The following is a 22917-nucleotide window of genomic DNA, read 5'->3' on the forward strand; positions in this document are numbered from 1 at the left end:
CATTTTTGATATACTTATAAAGTTGACTAATTTTAATAATACAAGACTAAGATCTAGTAATATATACCAGGTTGGTTTAGTAACATAAATAAAAAGAAGGAGCGTTTTTTGTGAGTTTAGAACATAACATTATCAATATTGCGGTTATCGCGCATGTCGATGCCGGAAAATCTACCCTAGTAGATGCATTTTTAAATCAGAGTGGTGTCTTTAGAGACAACGAAGTAGTAAAAGACTGTGTCATGGACAGTAATGACCTAGAACAGGAAAGAGGAATCACAATATATTCTAAGAACTGTTCAATCAGACATGACAAGTATAAGATAAATATAGTGGATACACCAGGCCATAGTGACTTCTCTTCTGAAGTTGAGCGTGTACTTAAAACAGTTGATACAGTAATCCTACTTGTAGATGCTACAGAAGGACCAATGCCTCAGACAAGATTTGTTCTTCAGAAGTCTCTAGAACAGGGCCTAAGACCTATCCTATTTATAAATAAGATAGACAAGAAGGACCAGAGGGCTGAAGAGGTTGTAAACGAGGTATTCGACCTATTTGTAGAGCTAAATGCTACAGATGAACAGTGTGACTTCCCTATAGTATATGGTATAGCAAAGCAGGGAATCGCAATCAAGGAACTAGATGAAGAAGGCAAGGATCTATCTCCACTATTCGAAACAATAATCAACCATGTTGATGCCTACCCAGACTACGATGAAGAACCACTTCAGGTTCAGATATCTGCCCTAGCCTATGATGACTATATAGGTAGACTTGGTATAGGCAGAGTTTTCAAGGGTAAGCTAGATGCATCAGAACCTATATCTATATGTTCTGAAGGCAAGGAAGCTAGAAAAGGAAAGATTTCAAAGCTATCTGTATACGAAGGTCTAAAGCAGGTACAGACTAATGAGGCTGTATCAGGAGAAATGGTTGTAATAGCTGGTATATCTGATATATCAATCGGAGAAACTATATGTGCAGTAGACAAGCCACTTCCAATGGGAGCTATCCTAATTGAAGAGCCTACCCTATCAATGAACTTTATGGTAAATGACTCACCATTCGTTGGTAGAAGCGGTAAGTTTGTAACTACAAGACATATAAAGGAAAGACTAGAAAAAGAACTAGAAGTAAATGTAGGTCTAAGAGTTGAACCTCTAGAAACTACTGATGGATACAGGGTCAGCGGCCGTGGAGAACTTCACCTTTCTATCCTAATAGAAAACATGAGACGTGAAGGATACGAACTAGGTGTATCTAAGCCTCAGGTATTGATGCATAGGGATGAAGAAGGTAACTTGTTAGAGCCAGTTGAAAGAGTAACTGTATCTTGCCCAGAAACATACTCAGGTTCAGTAATTAACGAACTAAACCTAAGAAAGGGTATGATGGAATCAATGGAGATTCTTGAAGGAGACTATGTTAAGATCCAGTATATAGTTCCTACTAGGGGGCTTCTAGGATACAGAAGTGAATTTATAAATGTTACAAGAGGTGAAGGTACCCTACTTTCATCATTTGAAAGATTTGAAGAATACAAGGGTGAAATACCTTCAAGATTAAATGGTGTTCTAATATCTCAGACACCAGGTAAGACAATGGGTTATGCCCTAAATGCCCTATCATCAAGAGGTACACTATTTGTAGACCCAGGTCTAGATGTATACGAGGGTATGATCATAGGTATGAACTCTAGAAAAGAAGACATGGTAGTAAACCCATGCAGAACAAGAAAATGAGTAACGTCAGAGCATCTGGTTCAGATGATGCTATCAAGCTCGCTCCACCTAAGATATTTACACTTGAAGAATCACTTGAATTTATAGAAGATGACGAGCTAGTAGAAGTAACACCCGATTCTATCAGACTTAGAAAGAAAATCCTAAATGAACAGGATAGAGTCAAGTACAATAGATCTCTACAGAACAAGGTTATAGACTAATAATTTATAGATTTAAATAAGGCTGCCATTTTGGCAGCCTATTTTTTCATCTTTATATAGCAAGGTTTACTTGCGTTTTTTTGAGAAATGCAACTTCCTAAACTATCAAGGCCCATATCTCCTATCCTGTAGATTGATATCTTCTCCCTGAAATTATTAGAAGTAAACTGATCACCGCTAGTATCTATATCCATCATGTGGTTAAATACCGTCTTATCCTCAAGATAGTCTATAAAATCCATGGATGGATAATACATTATGATATCAATGGGTCTTTTGAATTCCTCATAGGACCCTATAATATTGTTTACTACATTTATAAATATCATCTTGTTGAATGGGTTAAAAAAGAAGAACTTGTTTTCAAACCTAGATATTGCATATCTTTCTGCATAGTCATTTACAAAGAATATCTTGGTCTTGTCAGCATTTTTCTTAGCCTTTAAACCATCAAACAAGTTTGACTTTTTTGTTTGGCAAGCCTTGTATGATTTGTAGTTACTTATTGACTTGTCGTGAAATTCAGTAACTAGTTCTACACCAGTAACTCCTGCACCTGTAAAACAATTTAAAAAGAAGGCTACCCTACCCTTACCTGACCCAAAATCGACTATGTGGTCTTGGTCTGATATCTCATAGCTATCCAATAGCTTCTCTAAGACCTCATAGGGCGTTGGTTCATACCTATTGTAGAGTTTGCAGCTATCCATACGGGTCTCTGCCCTCTTTGTATCTATAGACAAGAATTTTTCATAATAAATCTCTTTCATAATAATTCCTCTTACAAGAACTTTTTCTTAACTAGATATATAGTTGACACGACACATATAAGGGCTGTAATAACATTTACTATCAAAAATCCAAGTGGATGACTAGAAAAAGGTATACCGCCAACGTTCATACCGAATAGACCGGATATGATAGTTGGAACTGCCATTATAATAGTGATTATAGTCAAGTTTGTCATAACAGTATTCTGGTTGTTGGATATTATAGCAGAGAAGGCATCCATAATCCTACTAAGGATATCTCCATACATCTTTGACATCTGAAGTGCCTGCTTATTCTCTATAATAACATCTTCTAATAAGTCATTATCTTCTTCATAGTGCTTTATAATATTTTGTTTCACTATCCTATCTAGGGTAGCTTCATTGGCTGTGAGCGACGTAGAGAAATATACCAAAGACTTCTCCAATTGTAGCAACTGGTTTAGCTCTTTATTTTTCATTGATGAGTAAATTTCATGCTCTATTGCATTAGTTCTCTTGTTGATCCTTCTTAGGTATAGTAGGTAGTAAGATGCGTTTCTATACAAAATCTGAAGTATAAACCTTGTTTTCATAAATGTATAAAACTCCTTAACGTGACCTACTATAAAGTCATTGATTATCCTAGACTGCTTGGAGCACACAGTTAAAATACAATTCTTAGTAAGAATTATACCTATAGGTATAGTTATATAATTTGATGCCTCTGTATCAGACATATCGAAAGGTATATCTATTATAAGCATTGTATAATTTTCATCATATTCTATTCTTGAAGACTCTTCATCGTCTAGGGCAGCTGATAGTATGTCTACTTCGATATCAAGTAAGTTTGCCATATCATCTATCTCATTTGATGTAGGTTCAGATATGTTAATCCAACACTCAGGTTCAAAATCATTTATTCTTTCTAGTTTTAGATTAACTGTCTTGTAGTATCTTATCATACTATCACCTCCTAACTTGTAATTTATATATCAAGGTCTTCCACTTCACCTTGGTCTACAGCCATCCTAACTTCTTTTGGCTTAATATATTGTGTTATATCCTCTTGTATATCTATAATGTATAGAGGTTCTACATCTTCTTTTAATTCTTCATACATCAATGGGCTGACCTTAAAGTCTGTCATAAGAAGGTGATCATCTATAAAGTTTAATATTTTTATATCATTAGACAGTTCACTCGTGTTCTCGTAACTAATATTGGAAAGAGCCTTAAACATATCCATAGATTTTCTATAGTAAAAGGCTGCCAAAAAGTACTCGCATCTCTTATTGCCGTATTCTGTACCCAATTTTAGGTATCTCTCTGCTTTATCGTATTCATATAGTCTGAACAGGAGTTGGGCAAGATTGTACATGGATTCAGTACATTTTAGGTTAGCTGCTTTCTCATAGTATTCTATGGCCTTTTTAGGGTCTTTAAAAAAGTTGTCGTACATGACTCCCATAGTATTTAAAGCATATATATTGTTGAGTTGGGCAGGTCCTTCTAAGTACCTTTTTGCCTCTTCATAGTTTGCCTCAAGGAAGAACAACCTTCCTGCATATAACTTGGCTATATCATGGCCGTGTTCAGCTGCAATCTGATAGTATCTGATTGCTCCTTTTGGGTTGCCGGTCCTTTCATATATAGTAGCTAGTTTAAAACAAGACTCCAAATCACCATTATCTGCTGCTTTTTTATACCAATTAGTCATGTTATCTATGTCATTCTTTTTTTCATAGATATTTGCAAGTTTGATTTGGCATGATATAGAATCAGGTATCATCTTATAGTAGTTAAGGGCAAGATCATATTCTTTTAACGCCCTACACAAGTCACCCATGTTTTCAGCTGAATTATAACAACCATCTTTTATAGCTTCCTTATAGTATTTTCCAGCCTCTTTGAAGTTTTTGTCTTCAAAAAGTATTCCAGCTAGGTTGTTTTTTGCCTCTTTGACGCCATCATCCGCAGCTTGTTTATAGTATATTCTAGCATTGTCTGTATCATTGTTCCTGTTATATAGGTTGGCCAACCTGTATTTTGCAAGGGTAAAGTCCTGTGCAACTGCCAACTCATAGTAGTGGATAGCATCAGATTCTTTTTTCTTCTTGTCTAATATGTAGGCTAATCTATATTGGGCAATGGCATTTCCTTCCTCAGCAGCTATTGTGTACACTTTCTCTGCCTCGTTAAAATTGTCGCCTAGTTCTAATAAAATACCTAAGTTTATACAAGCATTGATATGTTTCTTCTTAGTCAGTCTCTTGTATAGTTCCATAGCCCTATCATAGTTGCTCCTGTCCATTTCAATGACTGCCATGTTGTATATAGCATCCTCATCAGAAGCCTCAACACCCTTATTGTACATGGTTTCAGACATTTCTTCCTTGTCTAGCTCATGGTTTAGTAATCCTAGGTTGAAATAGGATTTTGAAAATCCTTCGCCTGCCGCCTCAGTAAGTATCTTCTCAGACATCTCATAGTCTTCAAGAATATAGAAGATCACTCCTAGGTTGTTCTTAGCAGCAAGTATGCCCCTTTGAGATGCCAACTCATACCAATACAGGGCTGTATCATATATCTCATTGTTATAGTACATATTTCCGAGGTTAAATGCAGCGTAATCTATACCACTATTAAAGGCCAACTTATACCAGTTTTCAGCCTTTTCTATTTCACCCACACTATCATAGAGTTGACCAAGTATCAACTGAGCCTTGTCATAACCAGCTTCTGCTGCTTCGACAAACTTCTCTACTGCCAACTCTGATTTACCTATTTTTTCATAAAAATTCCCTTTAAGAAAATCTACTTTCGGGTTTTGCGACATGATTTCACCTCTTTGCACATAATAACTCATATTTTATTTTACAACAAAGACTGACAAGTGTCAATGAAAGACGCGACCTTGACAGTGATGGATTTTAAAAAGTGGTACCCATTTTACAATTGGATACCACTTATATTAGTTTTGATATGGAGAAAGCGAATAGTAAGTAGCGAGTATATAAGCAACCTGACTATTCACTGGTTCAACTCTTACGTCACCATTCACCCTTCTAAATGTATAATTGTATAGGTCCTTAAAGTCCTTACCCATACCATAGCTAGCTTTATAGGCTCTGATTATTTCTATATCCTTTTTTATAGCATGGCTCTGTGAAGACATCAATCTATTGTATTCTATCTTATCAGTTACTTTCAACCCCTCTGAAAGTGATTCCAACATAGAAATATAAGCTGAATATCTCAACTTTTGATCAGGAGAATTGATTAGGGCGAGATATGAATAAAACTCTGCCTCATCCTCTTTTACAACTCCTCTTTGGTATGCCATGTACTTGCCTAATATAAATGGCTGATATAAAGATGGTAGCTCGTTACTTACACTCACCTCATTTGTCAACATATAGTACCTAGCATCAAGCCCCATGATATTAAATACTGGCGACTTGATAGAGTACTTAGGTAGGCAGTAATGACCACCTAAGATAGGGAATTGGTCTGATATAATACTGTATCCCTGACTGATCTGAGCTGATATATCCCTTATGTCCCAGCTGGAATTATCCGAATCACCAGCATCACTATTGGTATTTAAAAGTTCTTTTGTCTCAACAGCCTTTGACTCTATATACTTGTAAACTTCGACCCTTTTGGCATTGTCAGCATTTACCTTGACCTCTGTTGAATACTTGTGATTGTATTTTTCTATTAACGATGTCGATAGGTCTGGTATATGATAATTAAGTCCAGCAAGTAAAACATATATGAACATAGATACACATATGACATTTACACTGCCCCAGAACAGCCTATAGATATATGTGATCCATTTTTTGGGTCTTACTATATTCTTGATAAAGTTTATTATTGCCAATAAAATAAATATGATGATAACTACAGTTACTATATCCCCAACTGGAACAGATATCTTATCAAATATCAGACTTAGTTTTTCTCTAAAAAATCTGTTTATAACATTTGTATAAATCAATTCGGTTGCCTTGTTATACCTCGATGCCAACCCTATAAAAAACACCGACACTATAAATAGCATAATAGGTCCGATCTTAAATTTAAACATTTCCTCACCCCCAGCATGATATATTATAACACAATTTTAATCTGTTATGTATACAAAATATCCATATCTGGTCTTCTTACAATACGTTTGTAATCTAGCTGAAATTGGTCTATAAGTGAGTCATCTCCATTGATAAGTTCTTCCTTCTCTTTCTTGGAAAATCTATTTTTTATAAGGGCCTCAAGTCTCATAGCATCAGACTTTGAGTATAACTCTATATATAGTTCCAAGCTCTTCACTTTTTTATTTCGGGTATATTTGGCTCCCTTTCCATCCTTATGCTTTTTGTACCTATTGGCAATATCCGTTGTATATCCACAGTAGAGGGACCCATCCTCACACCTTATTAGATATGTGAACATATATTATCCCCTACAAAATCCCTTAGGACCAATAAAGCTTTTATGTCTATTGGGCTATTTGAATCCATTATCTGTCTAGCTTCTTCTCTTGTAACCAAAATGGTATCTATATCTTCACTGATTTCCTGGTAGTCTTTGGATATATTCCCTCTCACCTTTCCGTATACTATGGCTAGTGATTCATCTGACATACCAACGGAAGCGTATGAATTCTCAACGGTAAGGTCTTTGTTAATGTCATATAAATCAAGACCTGTCTCTTCCTTCATCTCCCTTATTGCAGACTCATATATGTCTTCATCCTTGTCTATTAAACCAGCAGGCAAAGAATATATATAGTCATTTATTGGGACCCTATATTCTTTTATAAGGACTAGTCTATCGGTATCTGCTTGCTTGTTCATACCTACAATTAATACTGCATCAGCACCGAACTCCCTATCTTTGTTTAATAAATCTGTGTAATCTTTTTTGTTTTTTCTTGAGGCTACAATCCATTTTTTGTCCTGGTTTAGTTTATTTTTATACATCACCTCGTATACATTCAGAAACTTAGATTTATATCTAACTTCAATTAATTTAATTCTATTTTCATTTTTACTATAAAAACTCATATGTTTTGCTTAAACTCCTTTACTTTCACTTAATTATGCTATATAATATATTTAATAAAACAGGTAAATGTTTTCAAAAATTCAACATAGAGATTTGTTTAAGGGGGTGTAATTATGTTGAACGCTAGAAAAAGAAGACCTTTGAGTTTCAGTGAATTTATTGATGAACATATGAATGAGTTTGTAGAACTTGATTCATATCTATCAAGAAAAAAACTTTATGGTGTAATTTCGGACGTAGACGATTTGTCACTTACCCTAACTCATACTTCAAAAAACTCTACGATTGAAGGAGCAGATGAAAACCATAACTTATATATTCCTATAAATTCAATAAAATCAATAAAGAAACTTTAGTTACAACTAATGACTAGCCAAGATAGACTTAGCTAGTCATTTTTTATTTTTATTTACTTTATCAGTGCTTATTTACCAAACATTGACATACTGTATTTCCTCTTGTAGTTCTCAACCTTTTTAGTCATAGCAACTACTTCTTCTTTTAGGCCTGGGCTAAGTGACTTGATACCATTGTTTGTAATGTCTATCACTTCTGCTGACATAGGTAACTCACCTAATAGGTCTAGGTCGTATTCCTTCAAGAAGCTGTCCAAGTTGTCATCCTTGAATATTCTTATCTTTTCATCACATGATGGACATGGAACGTAGCTCATATTTTCAACCAATCCAATAACTGGTATATCCATCTGCTTGGCCATGTTAATAGCCTTTGCAACTATCATAGACACTAGGTTCTGAGGTATAGATACCATAACTATTCCTGTAAGTCTTATAGACTGCATTACTGTAAGGGCAACATCACCTGTTCCAGGAGGCATATCAATTAATAGGTAGTCTAAATCTCCCCATACTGTGTCATTGTAGAACTGCTGAACAGCTCCACCTACCATTGGCCCCCTCCATATAACTGGAGCCTCTTCTTCATCTATCAAAAGGTTTAGTGATACTACCTTTATGCCTGACTGAGACATAACTGGAACTATAAAATCACCATCTGAATATGCCTTAGCATCACCCATATTAAGTAACTTTGGAATACTTGGACCAGTTATATCTGCATCAAGTATTCCTACAGTGTGGCCATTTTCAACTAACTGCTGGGCTAAGAGTGTTGTCACAGTTGACTTACCAACTCCACCCTTGCCACTCATAACGCCTATAACCTTTTTGATATTGTTGTTAGGCTTATTTGTTGAATCACCTATTGCTCTATTTTCTTCTGTCATTTTAAAACCTCCAAAAAATTTATTAATTTATATTAGGGCTAGTAATTTATTTTTTACGGCCTCGGATGCAAATGAAGATTTAACAGCATTTACATATAGGTTTTTATACCCATTTTTGTCCAAATTCAACATATCAAAAACTATTGATAATTCTTTACTTAAGTTGGTATTTGATACCCTTGTATTGTCGGTATTAAAGGATACGTTAATTCCTTCTTTATAATAGTCAATAAAAGGGTGGGCATCCATTCTTTCTACTGTAGAGGTCTGTATATTACTAGTTGGACAGATTTCCAATAAAATTCCCCTATCTATTACTATACCATATGCATTAGAATTGTCAAAAATTCTTACACCATGACCTATCCTCTCAGCTCCTAAGAGTTCTATAGAATCTGCAACATTTTGTCCAGAAGCAGCTTCGCCCGCATGTATGGTAATCCTATAGCCATATGATTTTGCCAATTTCATAGCATCTATAAACTTGTGAGCAAAGCCTTCACATTCTGGTCCAGCAAGATCTACTCCTACAACACCTTTACCTATAAATTTTTTCCCAGCTTCTATGGTTTCTATTGCCTGGTCCTGGGATAAGTTCTTCATACAGCAAAGTATTATATTTCCATATATAGGATAATCCTCTGTAGCCCTGTCCATACCTCTTTTTACTGCCCCTATGACATCAGCTAGGGATAGGCCTTTTTGAGTATGCAGTACAGGTGCAAATCTCAGTTCTAAGTATACCAACCCATCATTATAGGCATCTTCAAAAAATTCATAGGTAAACCTTTCAAGGGCCTGACTTGTCTGCATAAGTTTTATAGGTAGATCAAAGCACTTCAGATAATCTACTAAAGAAGCTTCTTTTTCCTTGGCGGTAAGTCTAGACTCAATGTCCTTATAATCACCTATGTCAATACCTTGTTTTCTTGCTTCATCAATTACAGATTCGACCCTCAAAGACCCATCTAGGTGTCTATGTAAGTCTATTTTTGGCAATTTTTTTATATCTATATTATCTCTACTAAGCACATTATCCTCCATTTAAAAATATTCTATAAGAAAAAAGCCCCAAATGGGGCTTTAACTTATATATGTCCCTGCATTCTGTTCATCTCTTCAACTATGTTCTTTGAGTGGTCAGAAATTCTCTCAAGGTTTGAAATTATATCTAAGAAGTATATACCTGCTTCAACAGAACAAGATTCTTCGTGCAACCTTGCCATATGTGAGTTTCTAGCACTTTGTTCAAGTAGGTCTACCTTCTTTTCTCTTTGAGCTACTGTCTCAGCCAGCTCAAGATTGTTTGTTTTAATTGCTGTTATAGAGTCATAGAAGTTATTTGATGCTATATCAAATATTAGATCTAACTCCTTTATAGCTTCTTCTGAAAATACTACATTTTTATCAGACAATTCCTGTGAAATCTCTGCTATATTCTCAGCGTGATCACCGACTCTTTCTATATCGTTAACTATATGAAACAAGACATCAGTCTTTATCCTTTCAGCGTCACTAAGGTTTCTAGTAGTTAATTTAAATAAGAAATTAGTTATATCGTACTGTAAAGAATTAACTATTTGCTCGTAGTCAAATGATTTTGATCTTAGTTCATCACTTCCAGACTTTATTGAGTCGTAGGCGTAATTAAGAGACCTTGTAGATCTACTAGCCATTCTAATTATTTCATCCACTGTATTTGATAGGGCTATTGAAGGTGTTTCAAGCATTCTATCATCAAGGAACTTAGTAGTTGCTAGCTTTTCATCCTCATCCTCTTCGTTTAGTGGAACAAGTTTATAGGCAAGTTTGACTATATAATTACTAAACGGAAGAAGTATCACTACATTCACTAGGTTAAATAGTGTATGAGCATTGGCTATCTGTCTTGGAACATTAGTAGGGTCTACATTCTCAACTATTCTAATTATAGGTCTTGAAAGTACAACTATGAATAGTATTGTACCTATAACATTGAAACATAAATGCATAAGAGCAGTTCTCTTAGAGTTTCTGCTAGCACCTATAGTAGATAAAAGTGATGTAACACAAGTACCAATATTATCACCGTATAGAACAGGTAGAGCAGCTGTAATTGGTAACACACCTTGTGACGCAAGAACTATCAATATACCTATTGAAGCACTTGACGACTGTATAGTACCTGTAATCATAAAACCGGCCAAGACACCAAGAAGTGGGTTCCTACTCAAATACAACATGGCATTGTGTACTGACTGCATCTCTGATACTGGAGCTGCTGCTGCCTTCATAAAGTTCATACCAACGAAAAGTATACCAAAACCTATCAAGATTTCGCTAAAATTCTTTACTGTAGTGTTCTTTGAAAATAACCAAAATAAAACACCTATACCGATAGCTATCGGAGCATACTTTTCAATACTAAAAGATACAAGTTGGGCTGTAACAGTAGTACCGATATTGGCACCCATTATAATACCTATGGCTTGTTTTAATGTCATAATTCCAGCATTTACAAATCCAACTGTCATAACTGTAGTAGCACTTGAAGACTGTATGATTCCAGTAACAACTGCACCAACCAAGACTCCCATTATCCTATTGGTAGTCAACATTTCAATAATTTTTTTAAGTTTATCACCGGCTGCCTTTTGTAAACCATCTCCCATTACGTTCATACCGTAAAGGAACATACCCAGACCAGCAATCAAAGATATTGCTATCTCCATTTCTTCACCTCTCCTAATCGATTTGCTTATAAGGCATTCCTCAAATTTGCATGGCTATATATTAAGCTACATACCACAATACCCTACAGCTAATATAATATCACGAATTGTAAAAAAAATGTTAAGATAAGGTTAAATTTAACATCATCTTAACATAATTTCATATATTGAGCTCGACTAGATAAATAAACTAAACACCGAATTTAATTTTGTTAAAAAGTATGTTCATGGCCATCTTGTCGTCTAGCAATGGTTTGATAAAATATTCATTTTTCTGTAACTGACCTACATTCATATATCCCCTATTAGAAATATTTATCCTCCTTAGGTCTTCCTTGTATTCTCTATGATTTTTAGTTATTATTCCTATTCTTCCCTTGGCTTCGTATATCCTAAAATAATCACCAAGACTCTTTTCTTCACCTTTTTCTTCAAGTATGCCTTCTGTGTTGTCTATAACCTCTCTTAGGTCTAAGTAGCCTCTTTCATATACCTTTGGGTCTATGCCGTATGGGAGCAGTTCAACTAGCCTGATATCTATATCATTAGATATAGACAACTTCATAAAATCAAGCAACTCGTCATCATTAAAGCCCTTTATTGCTGTACAGTTTATCTTTACTTTTACATCTGCTGACCTACAAGCATCAATAGACAAAAATACTTCCTTAAGGTTGGCCCCCTGCATCAAGGCCTGGTACCTATACTCTTTTAGGGAGTCTATGGATAAATTTACATTTGTAAGACCCTTAGCCTTAAGGTCTAATACTCTAGTACCAAGTCCAAGTCCATTAGTAGTAATGCCTATATCTTCAATACCGGACTTGTTTGCATATTCTATAAGTTGGTCCAAACCCCTGTATTCAAGTGGTTCACCACCCACAAACTTTATTTTTTTGAGCCCTCTTTTAGCAAAGAAATCAATCGATTTTTTGTAGTCATCTAGCTTCATGGCCTGACTATCCTGATCAATAATATTTGCTTCTATAGTAGGTTTTAAATAAATTGGTTTGTGGCTATTCTCCTCGGTTAATATCAATCTTAGATATGATAAAGCCTCTTTCATTTTGTTCACTTCCTTTACAATACTCTTATTTGAATATTTTTATCAAAGAATCTTCCATAGTTTTGGATATTATCCTTCTTTGCTCCATGTAATCATAGTAAGTATCAAATTCATAACATACATACTCTAGACCTTCTGATGCTAGCTTGTTTATCCTACTAATATTATAGTCATAAAATATTTCGATACGTCCAACCTCTAGGATCATTTTATATATGCACTTGTACATATCATCTATAATCCTATTGCTGTATTCACCAAACCTATCGACTATATTTATGATACTCTCTATATTTATAAGAGACTTCTTGTAAAAACTCAAGAAATTCTTAAAGTCATCCGTATTTGAATCAGGTTCAAGTTCAAATAGTATTCTAAAGAATAAATTCCATGTCACTTCACTATTCATCTTCTCTATAAATATTGCTGACACATCAGAGAAAAACTCATCCTCAAATTTAAGGTCCTCATCTATTTCAAGTGTTGCATTAAAGTCTATGTCCTTATTTATAAAGCCGTTTATCTTCCTGTATTCCTCTGTCATAAAGGCACTTAGGGAGTCGGGATGTTTCTCATACTTATTCATAGAATAACTAAGGATGGTCTCACAAGGCTTCTTGAAGTCTATCTTAAATGAAAGCTGGTTTTCCATCTTGACAGTAATAGCGTCATATAAAAATTTAGCAAATAGGGAATGTATCTCGTCTTTGCTAGTATTCTTATCTACACTGTTTCCAGACTTGAAATTATCGTATATATTTAGTAGCTGGTCATCTATCATTGTAAGATTATTCTTTATAGATGACATCATATCCTTCAAAAATTTATCTTCTAACAAGTAAGTAGAATTTTTATATATAATTTTGTGTTCAATTTCACTCCAAAAGACATTTACAAGTGACTTAATCTGGAGTTCAAACTTGATTTTCCTATTCAAGAATGTATACTCACCGTCAATTTTGTAGATTTCAAACCCATTTTTTTGTCTTAGGGGCTGCCTATCAAACATATATAGCAGGATATTCTTGTTTGCCTTTGAATAGAAAAACTTACCATCATCAGTCATGTTGAATAACTTTTTAATTCGCATAAATATTTCTTTTTCATCCTTAACAAACTTGCACTCGATCCTAACACCTATAAGGTCAGGTATATCAGATATAAGATCTTTGGCCCTATCATAGTCTACCATATATCTATTTCTAATTATTTTTTCTTTTAAACTACTTTCAGACTTGATTCTGGAGCTAACGGCTATTAACTGGCCATCCTTAATTGGGAGTGATCCAAAATACCTTACCAACTCATCTTCTATAACCTCAAGGGCTGGTGTTTGCTCCTTTAACAAGGAAATAGCATCATCAATAAATTCAAATTCTTTTAGACTCATACTGTCCTCCACGCACTCTCATTAAGTTAATTATACCACAAATTTATAAAGCTATATAGTTAATCAACAAAAAAACTGACTAGCAAGGTTAGGTATAACCTTACTAGTCAAGTATTTATACATATTATTTACTTTGCAATTTTAAAAGAACTCTTAAGAGGTACTATCCTGTTGAACACTAGATTGTCTTGTCTTGAGTATTTTGTATCTAGGCAGAAGAATCCATTTCTGATAAACTGTAGTCTTTCTCCTGGCTTAATACCTTCTGTACCAGTCTTTTCAACAAAACCATTCTTAATTATTAGAGAGTTTTCATTAATCTGATCTAAGAAGTGCTTGCCTTCATTTTCAGGATCATTGTCAAGAATTAATGGTTCATATAGTCTGAACTCAGCTGGTCTACAATTGTTGGCATCTACCCAATGGATTGTAGCCTTTACTTTTCTACCTTCAAAGCCTGAACCAGACTTAGTAGCAGGATCGTATGTGCAATGGATTTCTGTAACTTCTCCATTTTCATCCTTTATAATGTCGTTGCATTTTACATAGTATCCACCCTTTAGTCTGACTTCGTTACCTGGATACAGTCTATGGTACTTCTTGGCCGGAACTTCCATAAAATCGTCTCTCTCAACATATAGGGTACCTGAGAATGACACCATTCTCTTGCCCATTTCTTCGTTCTTTGCGTGGTTTTCTATTTCTATTTCTTCTGATTCCCCTTCAGGATAGTTAGTTATAACTAGTTTAAGTGGGTTAATAACAGCCATTGCAAGTGGAGACTTAGGCTGTAGGTCTTCCCTAAGGAAGAAGTCAAGCATCTGGCTATCTACTACAGAATCAGCCTTTGATACACCTATTTCCGCACAGAAGTTTCTGATAGCCTCTGGTGTGTAACCCCTTCTTCTAAGACCTGATACTGTAGGCATTCTAGGATCGTCCCAACCATCAGTTATACCATTGTCAACCAATAGTTTTAACTTTCTCTTAGACATTACAGTATTAGTCATATTAAGTCTTGCAAATTCTATCTGTCTAGGAACCTTAGGCATTTCACATTCCTTTACTACCCAATCATAGAAAGGTCTCTGGGCTTCAAATTCTACTGTACAAATAGAATGAGTTATACCTTCAATTGCGTCTTCTAGTGGATGGGCAAAAGTATACATAGGGTATATACACCACTTGTCACCAGTATTGTGGTGAGTAGAATGAGATATCCTGTATATAGCTGGATCTCTAAGGTTGATGTTTGGTGATGCCATGTCAATCTTAGCTCTTAATACCTTAGCACCATCTTCAAACTCTCCATTTTTCATTCTTTCAAATAGGTCTAGGTTTTCTTCAACTGTTCTATTTCTATAAGGTGAATCCTTACCTGGTTCAGTAAGAGTTCCCCTGTACTCCTTCATCTCTTCGGCAGTAAGGTCATCTACATAAGCAAGCCCCTTCTTGATTAATAGAACTGCTCTTGAATACATCTCATCAAAATAATCAGACGCAAAATGAAGTTCGTTCCAATCAAAACCAAGCCATCTTACATCATTTTTGATTGATTCTATGTATTCAACGTCTTCTTTTACAGGATTCGTATCATCAAATCTCATGTTTACCCTTCCACCAAACTCTCTAGCTAGGCCAAAGTTCAGACATATAGACTTGGCATGACCTATGTGTAGGTAGCCGTTTGGTTCTGGTGGAAACCTTGTTATAATACTGTCATGTTTTTTAGATTCTAGGTCATCTATTATTATGTTTCTTATAAAGTTAGAGTTTTCTCTGTCGTAAGCCATACTTACCTCCTGATTATTAATTTATATAGATTTTAAATTTTTATAATACATATTTTATCTGGATATATGTTTGATCTCTCATCTGACCTAACATTATCTTGTTTTAACTTAATGGATTAACAGGGTATCGTCATATACAGAAATCAAATTCTTTTGAACCTGGTCAAGTTTTGACCTATCATTATCATCAAAACTTCCGTCTAGCCCTAGTTTTAACCCATCTTCAATGGACCTCAACATTTTTACCATCGTTTCAATATTGTGGGGTACATTCTTTTTAGAGTCTTTCATCTTATCATCATAGACCTTGTCCTTTATATTGTTCTTTGACTGGTCCTTTGCAACCAAGTCTATTGCTTTTTGAACCTTCTTAGGGTCAATACCGTCTACTTCCTTGATTTTATTATTCACAAGTCTTATCTGTTCCTTAACTTTTTGTGGTTCTATCTTATAGTCTCTGTCTTTTAAGGGTTGAATCAGATTACTTATATAAGTATTATACCAGTTATAGCCACTATCAACTACTGAATTGTTATAAAATTCGTATTCAACCTTATCTTCCTTTACATCTGTAGAGACTATATACTGCTCTCTATCTATTTTTTCTCCACAACCCACTAGGAGGCTGGTAGCAAAAAACAATAAGGCTATTATTTTTTTATTCGTCATAGTCCACTCTCCTATTATGATACTACCTCAGCTAGCTGCCCATTAAGCGAAAATGACTTAGGATCAGTAATCTTGACATTTACAAGCCTACCTACTAGAGACTCATCCCCTCCAGTGAAATTCACAGTCTTGTTTTGTCTTGATTTTCCAGTCATAATACTAGAATCTTTCTTGCTAGCACCTTCTACTAAGACTTCTACAATTTTACCATCGTATAGGTGATTTTTCTCACCTGATATCCTATTTATTACAGAAAGGACCTTGTCAAACCTCTTATGCTTGATTTCTTCAGGTATTTGGTCTTCCATTTTTGCTGCAGGTGTTCCCTGTCTTTTTGAATATATAAATGTAAAGGCCGTATCAAATCTTACCTCTTCACATATATCTATTGTATCCTGAACATCCTCGTCTGTCTCTCCAGGGAAACCTATCATAATATCTGTAGAAAAGGCAAGATCAGGTATCTCTTCTTTTGCCTTCTTGATAATATTTAGATAGTCTTCCTTAGAGTAGTGTCTATTCATCTTCTTTAAAAGTGATGTAGAACCTACCTGGAATGGTAAATGTAAAAACTCACAGACTTTTTTACAGTCCCTCATAGCGTATATCACATCATCTGATATGTCCTTTGGATGAGAAGACATAAATCTTATCCTCTCAAGCCCCTCTATTTCATTAACCCTTCTTAGTAAGTCTGCAAAACTAATCCTATCATCTTCTTCCAATGTCTTACCATAAGAATTGACATTTTGACCAAGTAATGTAACCTCTCTAACTCCGCCCTTTACTAGGTCTTCTATCTCAGAAATTATATCTTTAGGCTTTCTAGATCTTTCCCTACCCCTTGTATAGGGAACTATGCAGTAGGTACAGAAATTGTTGCAACCATACATAATATTTACAAATGCCTTTATATCAAATTTCCTGTTTGACTTTAAACCTTCAACAACTTCGCCATCTATATCCCAAACATCTACAAGTATCTTGTCTGATTCAAATGTACTTGCTAGTAGCTCTGGGAACTTGTAAAGGTTATGAGTACCAAACACAAGATCTACATGTTGGTGCTTTGCCTTTATTTCTTCAACTATATGCTCTTGCTGCATCATACAGCCACAGACAACTATCTTCATGTCTGGTCTTTTTCTCTTGATTGACTTTAGGTGACCTAGGTTACCATACACCTTTAGCTCAGCATTTTCCCTTACTGCACATGTATTGTATATTACAATATCAGCAGTATCTTCTGATAGAGCTCTTGAATAACCAATTGACTCTAACATTGAAATTAACATCTCTGAGTCATGCTCATTCATTTGACATCCAAATGTCAGGCAGAAATACGATTTTCGTTTTCCATTCTTTAAAAAATAATCTTCATTCATTGAAAATAACTTCTCAATATATTTATCTTGTTCTAAAATTAAATCTTTAGAAACTTGTTTTTGTTTTCTTTTACTCAAAACTATATCTCCTCACTATAAAGGCACTGTAACCAGTGCCTTATTTATTTACTACATTCTATTTTACCATAGAATCACGCTTTTTGTACTTCTGTTTTATATAGTTTTCATTTATCAGCCATACAGGACCCATTTTTTTAATATGATATTTATAGATTAGACCGTGCAAGAATTGATGAACTCCCCGAATATATGAAAAATGATAAAAGAAAAAAGTCTTGATGTAGCAAATTTTGTAAAGGGTTTTATACCTTAAATTGCTGTATATAGCTTTCTAAAAAAGTTGGGTGGCAACTAAGCCACCCTTTTTAGTTACTTCTTATTCTTTTTTATATAATCAACTACCACATCAAGCGTATCATACTTAGTCCTACCAGCAAGCACTGTAGAGCCACTAGGAGCACCAGCACCGCCTACGTGAAGAATGTTAGCATACCTAGTCCTATCAAATCCAAATGAATTAGTATTGACTACAGGATAGCCCAGCCAAGTATTTATAAGCATTGCAGCAGGCATATCAGCGATATTAGTATAAGTCACTATAGTAAGATTGTTAGTATCGATATTAGGAGCTATAGGCGTTTCAACAGGTTTTTTATATTCAGTCGCTAGTAGCTTCCTATATAACTTCATGATGTTTTTACCATATTCAGGATTATTATTCCACTTACCTTCACCACCAAGACCGACTACTGTCTTAGCCTTTCCAAATAGGAATTTGAAATGCCTAGGGTCCACAGGATTTTTAAGCGGATATCCCTCAGCACCGTAGTATAGTAGTAGATGCTGACCCATTGCCCTAAATCCCTCACTCCAGTCCTTAAAAACTTTGTGAGCGTTCTTATCGTAGTCACTACCCCCAGCAGTTACCTTTAGACCACATGGATTATGATAACTAGCATTTATACCAGCCTGCGACTGCCCATTCTTGTATAGCCAGCCAGTTTCAAGGGCAGTTTGAGCATACACAGGTGCAGGATCCAATCCCATACTTATGCAAGTATCATAGCAAGACTTAGCAATCTTAGCAAACTCAATAGCATTATTAGCTATAGCCCACGCTTCCATCTGTGCCACACAAGTTGTCGGATTGCCTACAAACTTGACATCATCAATTATCGGTCTATCTAAAGGCTTGCTAGGGCTTGTAGTAGCCTGCGTGCTAGGTTTTGATTGATTGCTTGACGTATAATTCTTTAACTGCAATCCTAGTGCTATAGCTTGTGCTACAGCGTCCTCATGCCCCTTGTACCTATTGTAATCGTCACTATCATCAACAAAGCATATTTCAATAAGTATTGCTAGTGGATTAGTAGACCTTATAAAGCCTAGATCTCTTCTAATCTTGTTAGGCTGTCCATGTGTCGGTATGCCTATAGCATTAAGATTTTTACATATCTGAGTGCCATATTTAAAGGTCCTCTCATCATAATGTAGCACTTCACACCCCATCACATGGCCATCTTGGTGGTGCTGTGGTTTATATGCGTTGAAGTGCAAAGATACAGCCAGCTCCGTGTCCTTATGTGAGTTAACACTCCTCACAATCTTGTTTATTATATCTCCTACACTATACCCATCATTACAAGTACTGTCATAGACCTTATGCCCTTGACTAGTAAGGATATTTTTTAACTTCCCTAGTATAATTCTATTTTCTATAGATTCATTCAGTAAGTCACTTGCCCCACAAGCTACCTTATTAGCAGGATTGTGACCTGCATGTATATCAATTATCATAATAAACTCCTTTTTACTCAACTTTTCACATCAAAAAAGAGGGCTATATCCCCCTTTAGTCCACTATCCCCTTAGTGCTAGGATTTATCACTACACCCAATATCGCCATAGCTGTAGTGCCTAGCAGATACGGATTAGACAGCGTATTTAAAAGCAAATCCCCCACACTAGACCATGATGTTAGGCTAGTAGCTTCCACCTGTAAAGATGTTAAAATTACACCCCCTAGACCAATCCAAAAGTACGGGTTCTTATACCTTTCGACCCTATTTGACTTCTTTTCTATTTTATTTTCAATTCTACTCATAATACATCTCCTCTCTTATCGGAAGCTCTTTACATTCTTCATACAACTTTTTAGCCACTCCATTACCACCCAAATTAGAATATGCAGTAAAAAAATACTCCAAATCTTTATAGGCTTGAAGTGTTATATAGCCTTGACGAATATACATCTTAGCCTGCTCTGTAAGTCTAAAGTAAAGCAAGCTTTGAAGTCCAATCTCTATATTTTCTTGTTTCTTTTTGCTTTTTTCAACAATTTCCTCATGCTTTTTTAACTTTTTATGAACTAAGTAAGTAAGTACCGACAGTGCTATAGTCCACGCTCCCTGTATCCCATATCCTTTACACATTTCTACTAATGTTTTCAAAATTTCAATCTCCTTATTATTGAAAAAAATAGGCAGTTTTAAGACATGCCCAGGTCTATGAGATTCAGATTGCTACTAATCTTCCTTTACAAGTTCACCTAGGTCCATAGCTATAAGTAATTCCTTAACCTTAGCCTTTAGGAACTTTGGAACTTGTGCATAAGTTCTAACACCAGCAACTATACAAGTTACATAACACATTGCCATATCCAACTCACCCCCTTCCAATGATACTTTTATGCAATAAAAAAAGAACCTAATCCTATCAATTAAATTCTTCATACATAACACCTCTATTCAGATTCTTTTAGCAGACCCTCAACTTCTTTTTTCAAGAAGTCTGGGACCTGTTCAATTGTTCTCTTTTTCTGCTTAATCAAATAAACATACAAATTAGCTAATGCACTCATTATACTGTACCTCCTGCTTTCATCTCTATAGCTTCTACTATAGCTGTAGATAGTTCCACCTTATCCTTTTCAATCTTTTCTGTAAGCTCTGCTACAGCTACTGCATACTCTAGCCTCACTTTATTAGCCTCTTCTTCAACTCGCTTTTCTATCTCAGACTTCTCATGATCAGCCTGAGCCTTAGCCTCTTTTTCAGCCTTTAGCCTGTCTTCCTCACGCTTGGCAAGGAATGATTCTACTACTGCCACGTCTGTGTCTCCTGAAAAGCCTTGGCTCTTGATATCTTCAAGCCATAAAACTTCACTATCAACGAGTACTAATGTCTTATATGCCGATTCAGGATATGCTTGTTCCCACGCTGTTTTTGGTATATTATTTAAGTCTGATTTTTTATCCCATATTTTAATTGTTGTCATTTTTTACCTCCTAAATAAACCATTTTACGAAAATATTATCTCTTCCTTCGATGTCACCAGGTCCTGATTTTACATACACCGCTTTTTTATAAAGGCAACTGCTACAGATTTTTGGAACATTCTTCGTCTCACTTATGTTTGATTTACTAATTTTATAAGTTTTTGTACTTAAATTCAAAGAAATTATTTTTCTAGAAATTATCAGTAAATCATCTCCATTAATCAGTAAATCATCTATTGAATATTTAATAGCATCCGTTTGTACGTAATAGTTTTTTCTTGTTGCGATCGTAGTTAAATCAATTACCTGTATGTATGTTCTCGTATCAATATCAAATCTATATATTTTAAGTCCATCAGAAAAATATATATAGTTATTGTCATAGCAGACACTAAAGTTACTTGGAGATACATCTGTATCTCTTAAGTTATAACTTGAGTATTTTGATATTGATTTAGTACTCATATCAATTTTATATACATAGAGTTCAGGGGTTTTATATCCCACGAAGTATATATTATCTTTGTATGCGGTCATTTTTAACAATAAATAAGATTTATCAGTAGAGGCTACAATGCCTGTATCCAAATTCTCTCCAGTATCTAAGTTGTACGAACAAAGCCTATTATCGTCATACGAGAAGTAGTATACTATATTATCTTTCGCACAATATGAACCTAGTCCTCTTTTGAATTTCAGTTTTTTAGATGATTCCCATTCATTTGTTCTGATGTTATAAATAGCTACATGATCAGCACTGGAGCTAATAATTACAATGGGATCAACAGAAAATAGCCCAATCATATATATCTTATCCTTATATGGAATTAACCCATTGCCATACCAATATGTCTTACCCATTATTGTATTCGAGGCAGGTTCTAAGAAATCTCCAGATTTTATATGATGACTTTCAAGTAGCTTTTCTATGTCAGTTAGTCCATCTATAGCAGGTAAATTGATGCAATTTTCATTGATATTATCTTTTATCAAGTTTATTTTTTGACTTAACGCATCAAGCAACTTTTCATATACTTTTCTTCTAAACCTTATCACTAACTAACACCCCCTCGGATGTCCTCAATGCTGACACCTAGTAGCTGTGCAAATTTCTCATTATTCAGCTTTAGTGCTTCATCTTCACCAGATATATCACGCTTAAGTTTTTTTATATACTGTCTGTCTAGGATTTCAGCCTGCTTGAGATTTTCGTTGTTGTCGTGTAGCTCATTGACTGCCCCGACTAGGCTACTTTTCTCTTTAGTCTTGAGATTAGTTAGTGTGCCTATCCAGCCCTTTATCTTATCCAAGACCGCATTCAAGGTGTCCCCACTCCATGTTGTGACCTTGACTTTCAAGTCTGTCAATTCAATGCTGCCAAGCTTGCCCCAGATGAACTTTACAAAGTTAGCAGCCGACTTCTCGCCGTGCTCGACCTCGTCATAGCCATTTAGGACGGTCCCTTTTATGTCTCCAAGACTTTCATCAGACAGTTCAAAATTCTCTGCTACAGCTTCGATATCAGCGATATTATCACCAGTAATCTTATTAAACCCGATATTATCTGTCTTTTTATATCCTTCCAT

23 protein-coding genes and 1 pseudogene are annotated in these 22917 nt (G+C 35.2%); 2 read left to right on the forward strand and 22 right to left on the reverse strand.

Features of this window, described 5'->3' with window-relative positions; genetic code table 11:
- Positions 1 to 110 precede the first annotated feature (110 nt).
- Positions 111 to 1948, forward strand: a pseudogene (gene typA / locus F823_RS10470) (translational GTPase TypA).
- A gap of 38 nt (positions 1949 to 1986) precedes the next feature.
- On the opposite strand, the gene F823_RS0101445 reads toward typA, so the two are convergent.
- The 6 genes from F823_RS0101445 to F823_RS0101470 form a co-directional block, all read right to left on the reverse strand.
- Entirely contained in the window at positions 1987 to 2718 is a 732-nt protein-coding gene (locus F823_RS0101445) for a class I SAM-dependent methyltransferase (protein ID WP_002845588.1), read from the reverse strand.
- Between the two features lie 11 nt (positions 2719 to 2729).
- Complete coding sequence (locus F823_RS0101450) at positions 2730 to 3665, reverse strand: magnesium transporter CorA family protein (protein WP_002844690.1); 936 nt, start codon at positions 3663 to 3665, stop codon at positions 2730 to 2732.
- Positions 3666 to 3688: 23 nt separating this feature from the next.
- A complete protein-coding gene (locus F823_RS0101455) occupies positions 3689 to 5539 on the reverse strand; it encodes an SEL1-like repeat protein (protein WP_019595293.1) in 1851 nt (616 codons plus the stop codon).
- Between the two features lie 135 nt (positions 5540 to 5674).
- On the reverse strand, positions 5675 to 6796 hold the full coding sequence (locus F823_RS0101460) for a DUF3810 family protein (RefSeq protein ID WP_002844724.1): 1122 nt from the start codon (positions 6794 to 6796) through the stop codon (positions 5675 to 5677).
- Between the two features lie 44 nt (positions 6797 to 6840).
- Positions 6841 to 7158, reverse strand: a complete 318-nt coding sequence (locus tag F823_RS0101465) for a GIY-YIG nuclease family protein (RefSeq protein WP_002844738.1) — start codon at positions 7156 to 7158, stop codon at positions 6841 to 6843.
- Positions 7143 to 7772, reverse strand: coding sequence for an NUDIX hydrolase (locus F823_RS0101470; protein WP_002844701.1), 630 nt, complete (start codon positions 7770 to 7772; stop codon positions 7143 to 7145). Before F823_RS0101470 ends, F823_RS0101465 begins: the two co-directional genes overlap by 16 nt.
- A gap of 114 nt (positions 7773 to 7886) precedes the next feature.
- Between F823_RS0101470 and F823_RS0101475 the strand changes: the two genes are divergently transcribed.
- On the forward strand, positions 7887 to 8129 hold the full coding sequence (locus F823_RS0101475; protein WP_002844707.1) for a hypothetical protein: 243 nt from the start codon (positions 7887 to 7889) through the stop codon (positions 8127 to 8129).
- Positions 8130 to 8197: 68 nt separating this feature from the next.
- On the opposite strand, the gene F823_RS0101480 is transcribed toward F823_RS0101475, so the two are convergent.
- The 16 genes from F823_RS0101480 to F823_RS0101555 form a co-directional block, all read right to left on the reverse strand.
- Positions 8198 to 9019: an Mrp/NBP35 family ATP-binding protein gene (locus F823_RS0101480; protein ID WP_002844695.1), complete on the reverse strand. Its 822-nt coding sequence runs from the start codon at positions 9017 to 9019 to the stop codon at positions 8198 to 8200.
- A gap of 27 nt (positions 9020 to 9046) precedes the next feature.
- The gene (add, locus tag F823_RS0101485; RefSeq protein ID WP_002844678.1) at positions 9047 to 10051 is read right to left on the reverse strand and encodes an adenosine deaminase; all 1005 of its coding nucleotides are present in this window, start codon (positions 10049 to 10051) and stop codon (positions 9047 to 9049) included.
- 56 nt (positions 10052 to 10107) lie between these two features.
- Positions 10108 to 11730 carry a Na/Pi cotransporter family protein gene (locus F823_RS0101490; RefSeq protein ID WP_002844727.1) on the reverse strand — a complete coding sequence of 541 codons (1623 nt, stop codon included), beginning with the start codon at positions 11728 to 11730 and terminating at the stop codon, positions 10108 to 10110.
- Between the two features lie 190 nt (positions 11731 to 11920).
- A complete protein-coding gene (locus F823_RS0101495) occupies positions 11921 to 12796 on the reverse strand; it encodes a radical SAM protein (protein ID WP_002845591.1) in 876 nt (291 codons plus the stop codon).
- 25 nt (positions 12797 to 12821) lie between these two features.
- Positions 12822 to 14186 carry a GTP pyrophosphokinase gene (locus F823_RS0101500; protein WP_002844710.1) on the reverse strand — a complete coding sequence of 455 codons (1365 nt, stop codon included), beginning with the start codon at positions 14184 to 14186 and terminating at the stop codon, positions 12822 to 12824.
- A 128-nt stretch (positions 14187 to 14314) separates the two neighbouring features.
- On the reverse strand, positions 14315 to 15979 hold the full coding sequence (locus F823_RS0101505) for a glutamine--tRNA ligase/YqeY domain fusion protein (RefSeq protein WP_002844676.1): 1665 nt from the start codon (positions 15977 to 15979) through the stop codon (positions 14315 to 14317).
- A 108-nt stretch (positions 15980 to 16087) separates the two neighbouring features.
- Positions 16088 to 16648: a hypothetical protein gene (locus tag F823_RS0101510; protein WP_002844689.1), complete on the reverse strand. Its 561-nt coding sequence runs from the start codon at positions 16646 to 16648 to the stop codon at positions 16088 to 16090.
- A gap of 14 nt (positions 16649 to 16662) precedes the next feature.
- Positions 16663 to 18111: a tRNA (N6-isopentenyl adenosine(37)-C2)-methylthiotransferase MiaB gene (miaB, locus tag F823_RS0101515; RefSeq protein ID WP_002845592.1), complete on the reverse strand. Its 1449-nt coding sequence runs from the start codon at positions 18109 to 18111 to the stop codon at positions 16663 to 16665.
- Positions 18112 to 18423: 312 nt separating this feature from the next.
- The gene (locus F823_RS0101520) at positions 18424 to 19851 is read right to left on the reverse strand and encodes an N-acetylmuramoyl-L-alanine amidase (protein ID WP_002845593.1); all 1428 of its coding nucleotides are present in this window, start codon (positions 19849 to 19851) and stop codon (positions 18424 to 18426) included.
- A gap of 55 nt (positions 19852 to 19906) precedes the next feature.
- The gene (locus F823_RS0101525; RefSeq protein ID WP_002845594.1) at positions 19907 to 20158 is read right to left on the reverse strand and encodes a phage holin; all 252 of its coding nucleotides are present in this window, start codon (positions 20156 to 20158) and stop codon (positions 19907 to 19909) included.
- Positions 20151 to 20504, reverse strand: coding sequence for a hypothetical protein (locus tag F823_RS0101530; RefSeq protein ID WP_019595295.1), 354 nt, complete (start codon positions 20502 to 20504; stop codon positions 20151 to 20153). The genes F823_RS0101525 and F823_RS0101530 overlap by 8 nt, the downstream gene beginning before the upstream one ends.
- A 75-nt stretch (positions 20505 to 20579) precedes the next feature.
- Complete coding sequence (locus F823_RS10475) at positions 20580 to 20786, reverse strand: CD1375 family protein (protein ID WP_002845596.1); 207 nt, start codon at positions 20784 to 20786, stop codon at positions 20580 to 20582.
- Between the two features lie 11 nt (positions 20787 to 20797).
- On the reverse strand, positions 20798 to 20914 hold the full coding sequence (locus F823_RS11390) for a CD1375 family protein (protein WP_019595296.1): 117 nt from the start codon (positions 20912 to 20914) through the stop codon (positions 20798 to 20800).
- Positions 20914 to 21330 carry a hypothetical protein gene (locus tag F823_RS0101545; RefSeq protein ID WP_002845597.1) on the reverse strand — a complete coding sequence of 139 codons (417 nt, stop codon included), beginning with the start codon at positions 21328 to 21330 and terminating at the stop codon, positions 20914 to 20916. The genes F823_RS11390 and F823_RS0101545 overlap by 1 nt, the downstream gene beginning before the upstream one ends.
- Before the next feature lie 10 nt (positions 21331 to 21340).
- Positions 21341 to 22387: a PQQ-binding-like beta-propeller repeat protein gene (locus F823_RS0101550; protein ID WP_002845599.1), complete on the reverse strand. Its 1047-nt coding sequence runs from the start codon at positions 22385 to 22387 to the stop codon at positions 21341 to 21343.
- Positions 22387 to 22917, reverse strand: a complete 531-nt coding sequence (locus F823_RS0101555) for a hypothetical protein (RefSeq protein WP_002845601.1) — start codon at positions 22915 to 22917, stop codon at positions 22387 to 22389. Before F823_RS0101555 ends, F823_RS0101550 begins: the two co-directional genes overlap by 1 nt.

The sequence above is a fragment of the Peptostreptococcus anaerobius VPI 4330 = DSM 2949 genome (assembly GCF_000381525.1).
In the GTDB taxonomy this organism is placed as follows: domain Bacteria; phylum Bacillota; class Clostridia; order Peptostreptococcales; family Peptostreptococcaceae; genus Peptostreptococcus; species Peptostreptococcus anaerobius.

What these genes read in the sequence shown, in the direction of transcription:
- F823_RS0101555 (WP_002845601.1), bottom strand. Translation starts at nt 22,917, where the DNA reads ATGGAAGGATATAAAAAGACAGATAATATCGGGTTTAATAAGATTACT.
- F823_RS0101490 (WP_002844727.1), bottom strand. Translation starts at nt 11,730, where the DNA reads ATGGAGATAGCAATATCTTTGATTGCTGGTCTGGGTATGTTCCTTTAC.
- F823_RS11390 (WP_019595296.1), bottom strand. Translation starts at nt 20,914, where the DNA reads ATGAGTGCATTAGCTAATTTGTATGTTTATTTGATTAAGCAGAAAAAG.
- F823_RS0101495 (WP_002845591.1), bottom strand. Translation starts at nt 12,796, where the DNA reads ATGAAAGAGGCTTTATCATATCTAAGATTGATATTAACCGAGGAGAAT.
- F823_RS0101455 (WP_019595293.1), bottom strand. Translation starts at nt 5,539, where the DNA reads ATGTCGCAAAACCCGAAAGTAGATTTTCTTAAAGGGAATTTTTATGAA.
- F823_RS0101465 (WP_002844738.1), bottom strand. Translation starts at nt 7,158, where the DNA reads ATGTTCACATATCTAATAAGGTGTGAGGATGGGTCCCTCTACTGTGGA.
- F823_RS0101510 (WP_002844689.1), bottom strand. Translation starts at nt 16,648, where the DNA reads ATGACGAATAAAAAAATAATAGCCTTATTGTTTTTTGCTACCAGCCTC.
- F823_RS10475 (WP_002845596.1), bottom strand. Translation starts at nt 20,786, where the DNA reads ATGAAGAATTTAATTGATAGGATTAGGTTCTTTTTTTATTGCATAAAA.
- F823_RS0101505 (WP_002844676.1), bottom strand. Translation starts at nt 15,979, where the DNA reads ATGGCTTACGACAGAGAAAACTCTAACTTTATAAGAAACATAATAATA.
- F823_RS0101500 (WP_002844710.1), bottom strand. Translation starts at nt 14,186, where the DNA reads ATGAGTCTAAAAGAATTTGAATTTATTGATGATGCTATTTCCTTGTTA.
- F823_RS0101475 (WP_002844707.1), top strand. Translation starts at nt 7,887, where the DNA reads ATGTTGAACGCTAGAAAAAGAAGACCTTTGAGTTTCAGTGAATTTATT.
- F823_RS0101450 (WP_002844690.1), bottom strand. Translation starts at nt 3,665, where the DNA reads ATGATAAGATACTACAAGACAGTTAATCTAAAACTAGAAAGAATAAAT.
- F823_RS0101525 (WP_002845594.1), bottom strand. Translation starts at nt 20,158, where the DNA reads ATGAGTAGAATTGAAAATAAAATAGAAAAGAAGTCAAATAGGGTCGAA.
- F823_RS0101445 (WP_002845588.1), bottom strand. Translation starts at nt 2,718, where the DNA reads ATGAAAGAGATTTATTATGAAAAATTCTTGTCTATAGATACAAAGAGG.
- F823_RS0101470 (WP_002844701.1), bottom strand. Translation starts at nt 7,772, where the DNA reads ATGAGTTTTTATAGTAAAAATGAAAATAGAATTAAATTAATTGAAGTT.
- F823_RS0101480 (WP_002844695.1), bottom strand. Translation starts at nt 9,019, where the DNA reads ATGACAGAAGAAAATAGAGCAATAGGTGATTCAACAAATAAGCCTAAC.
- F823_RS0101520 (WP_002845593.1), bottom strand. Translation starts at nt 19,851, where the DNA reads ATGATAATTGATATACATGCAGGTCACAATCCTGCTAATAAGGTAGCT.
- F823_RS0101545 (WP_002845597.1), bottom strand. Translation starts at nt 21,330, where the DNA reads ATGACAACAATTAAAATATGGGATAAAAAATCAGACTTAAATAATATA.
- F823_RS0101460 (WP_002844724.1), bottom strand. Translation starts at nt 6,796, where the DNA reads ATGTTTAAATTTAAGATCGGACCTATTATGCTATTTATAGTGTCGGTG.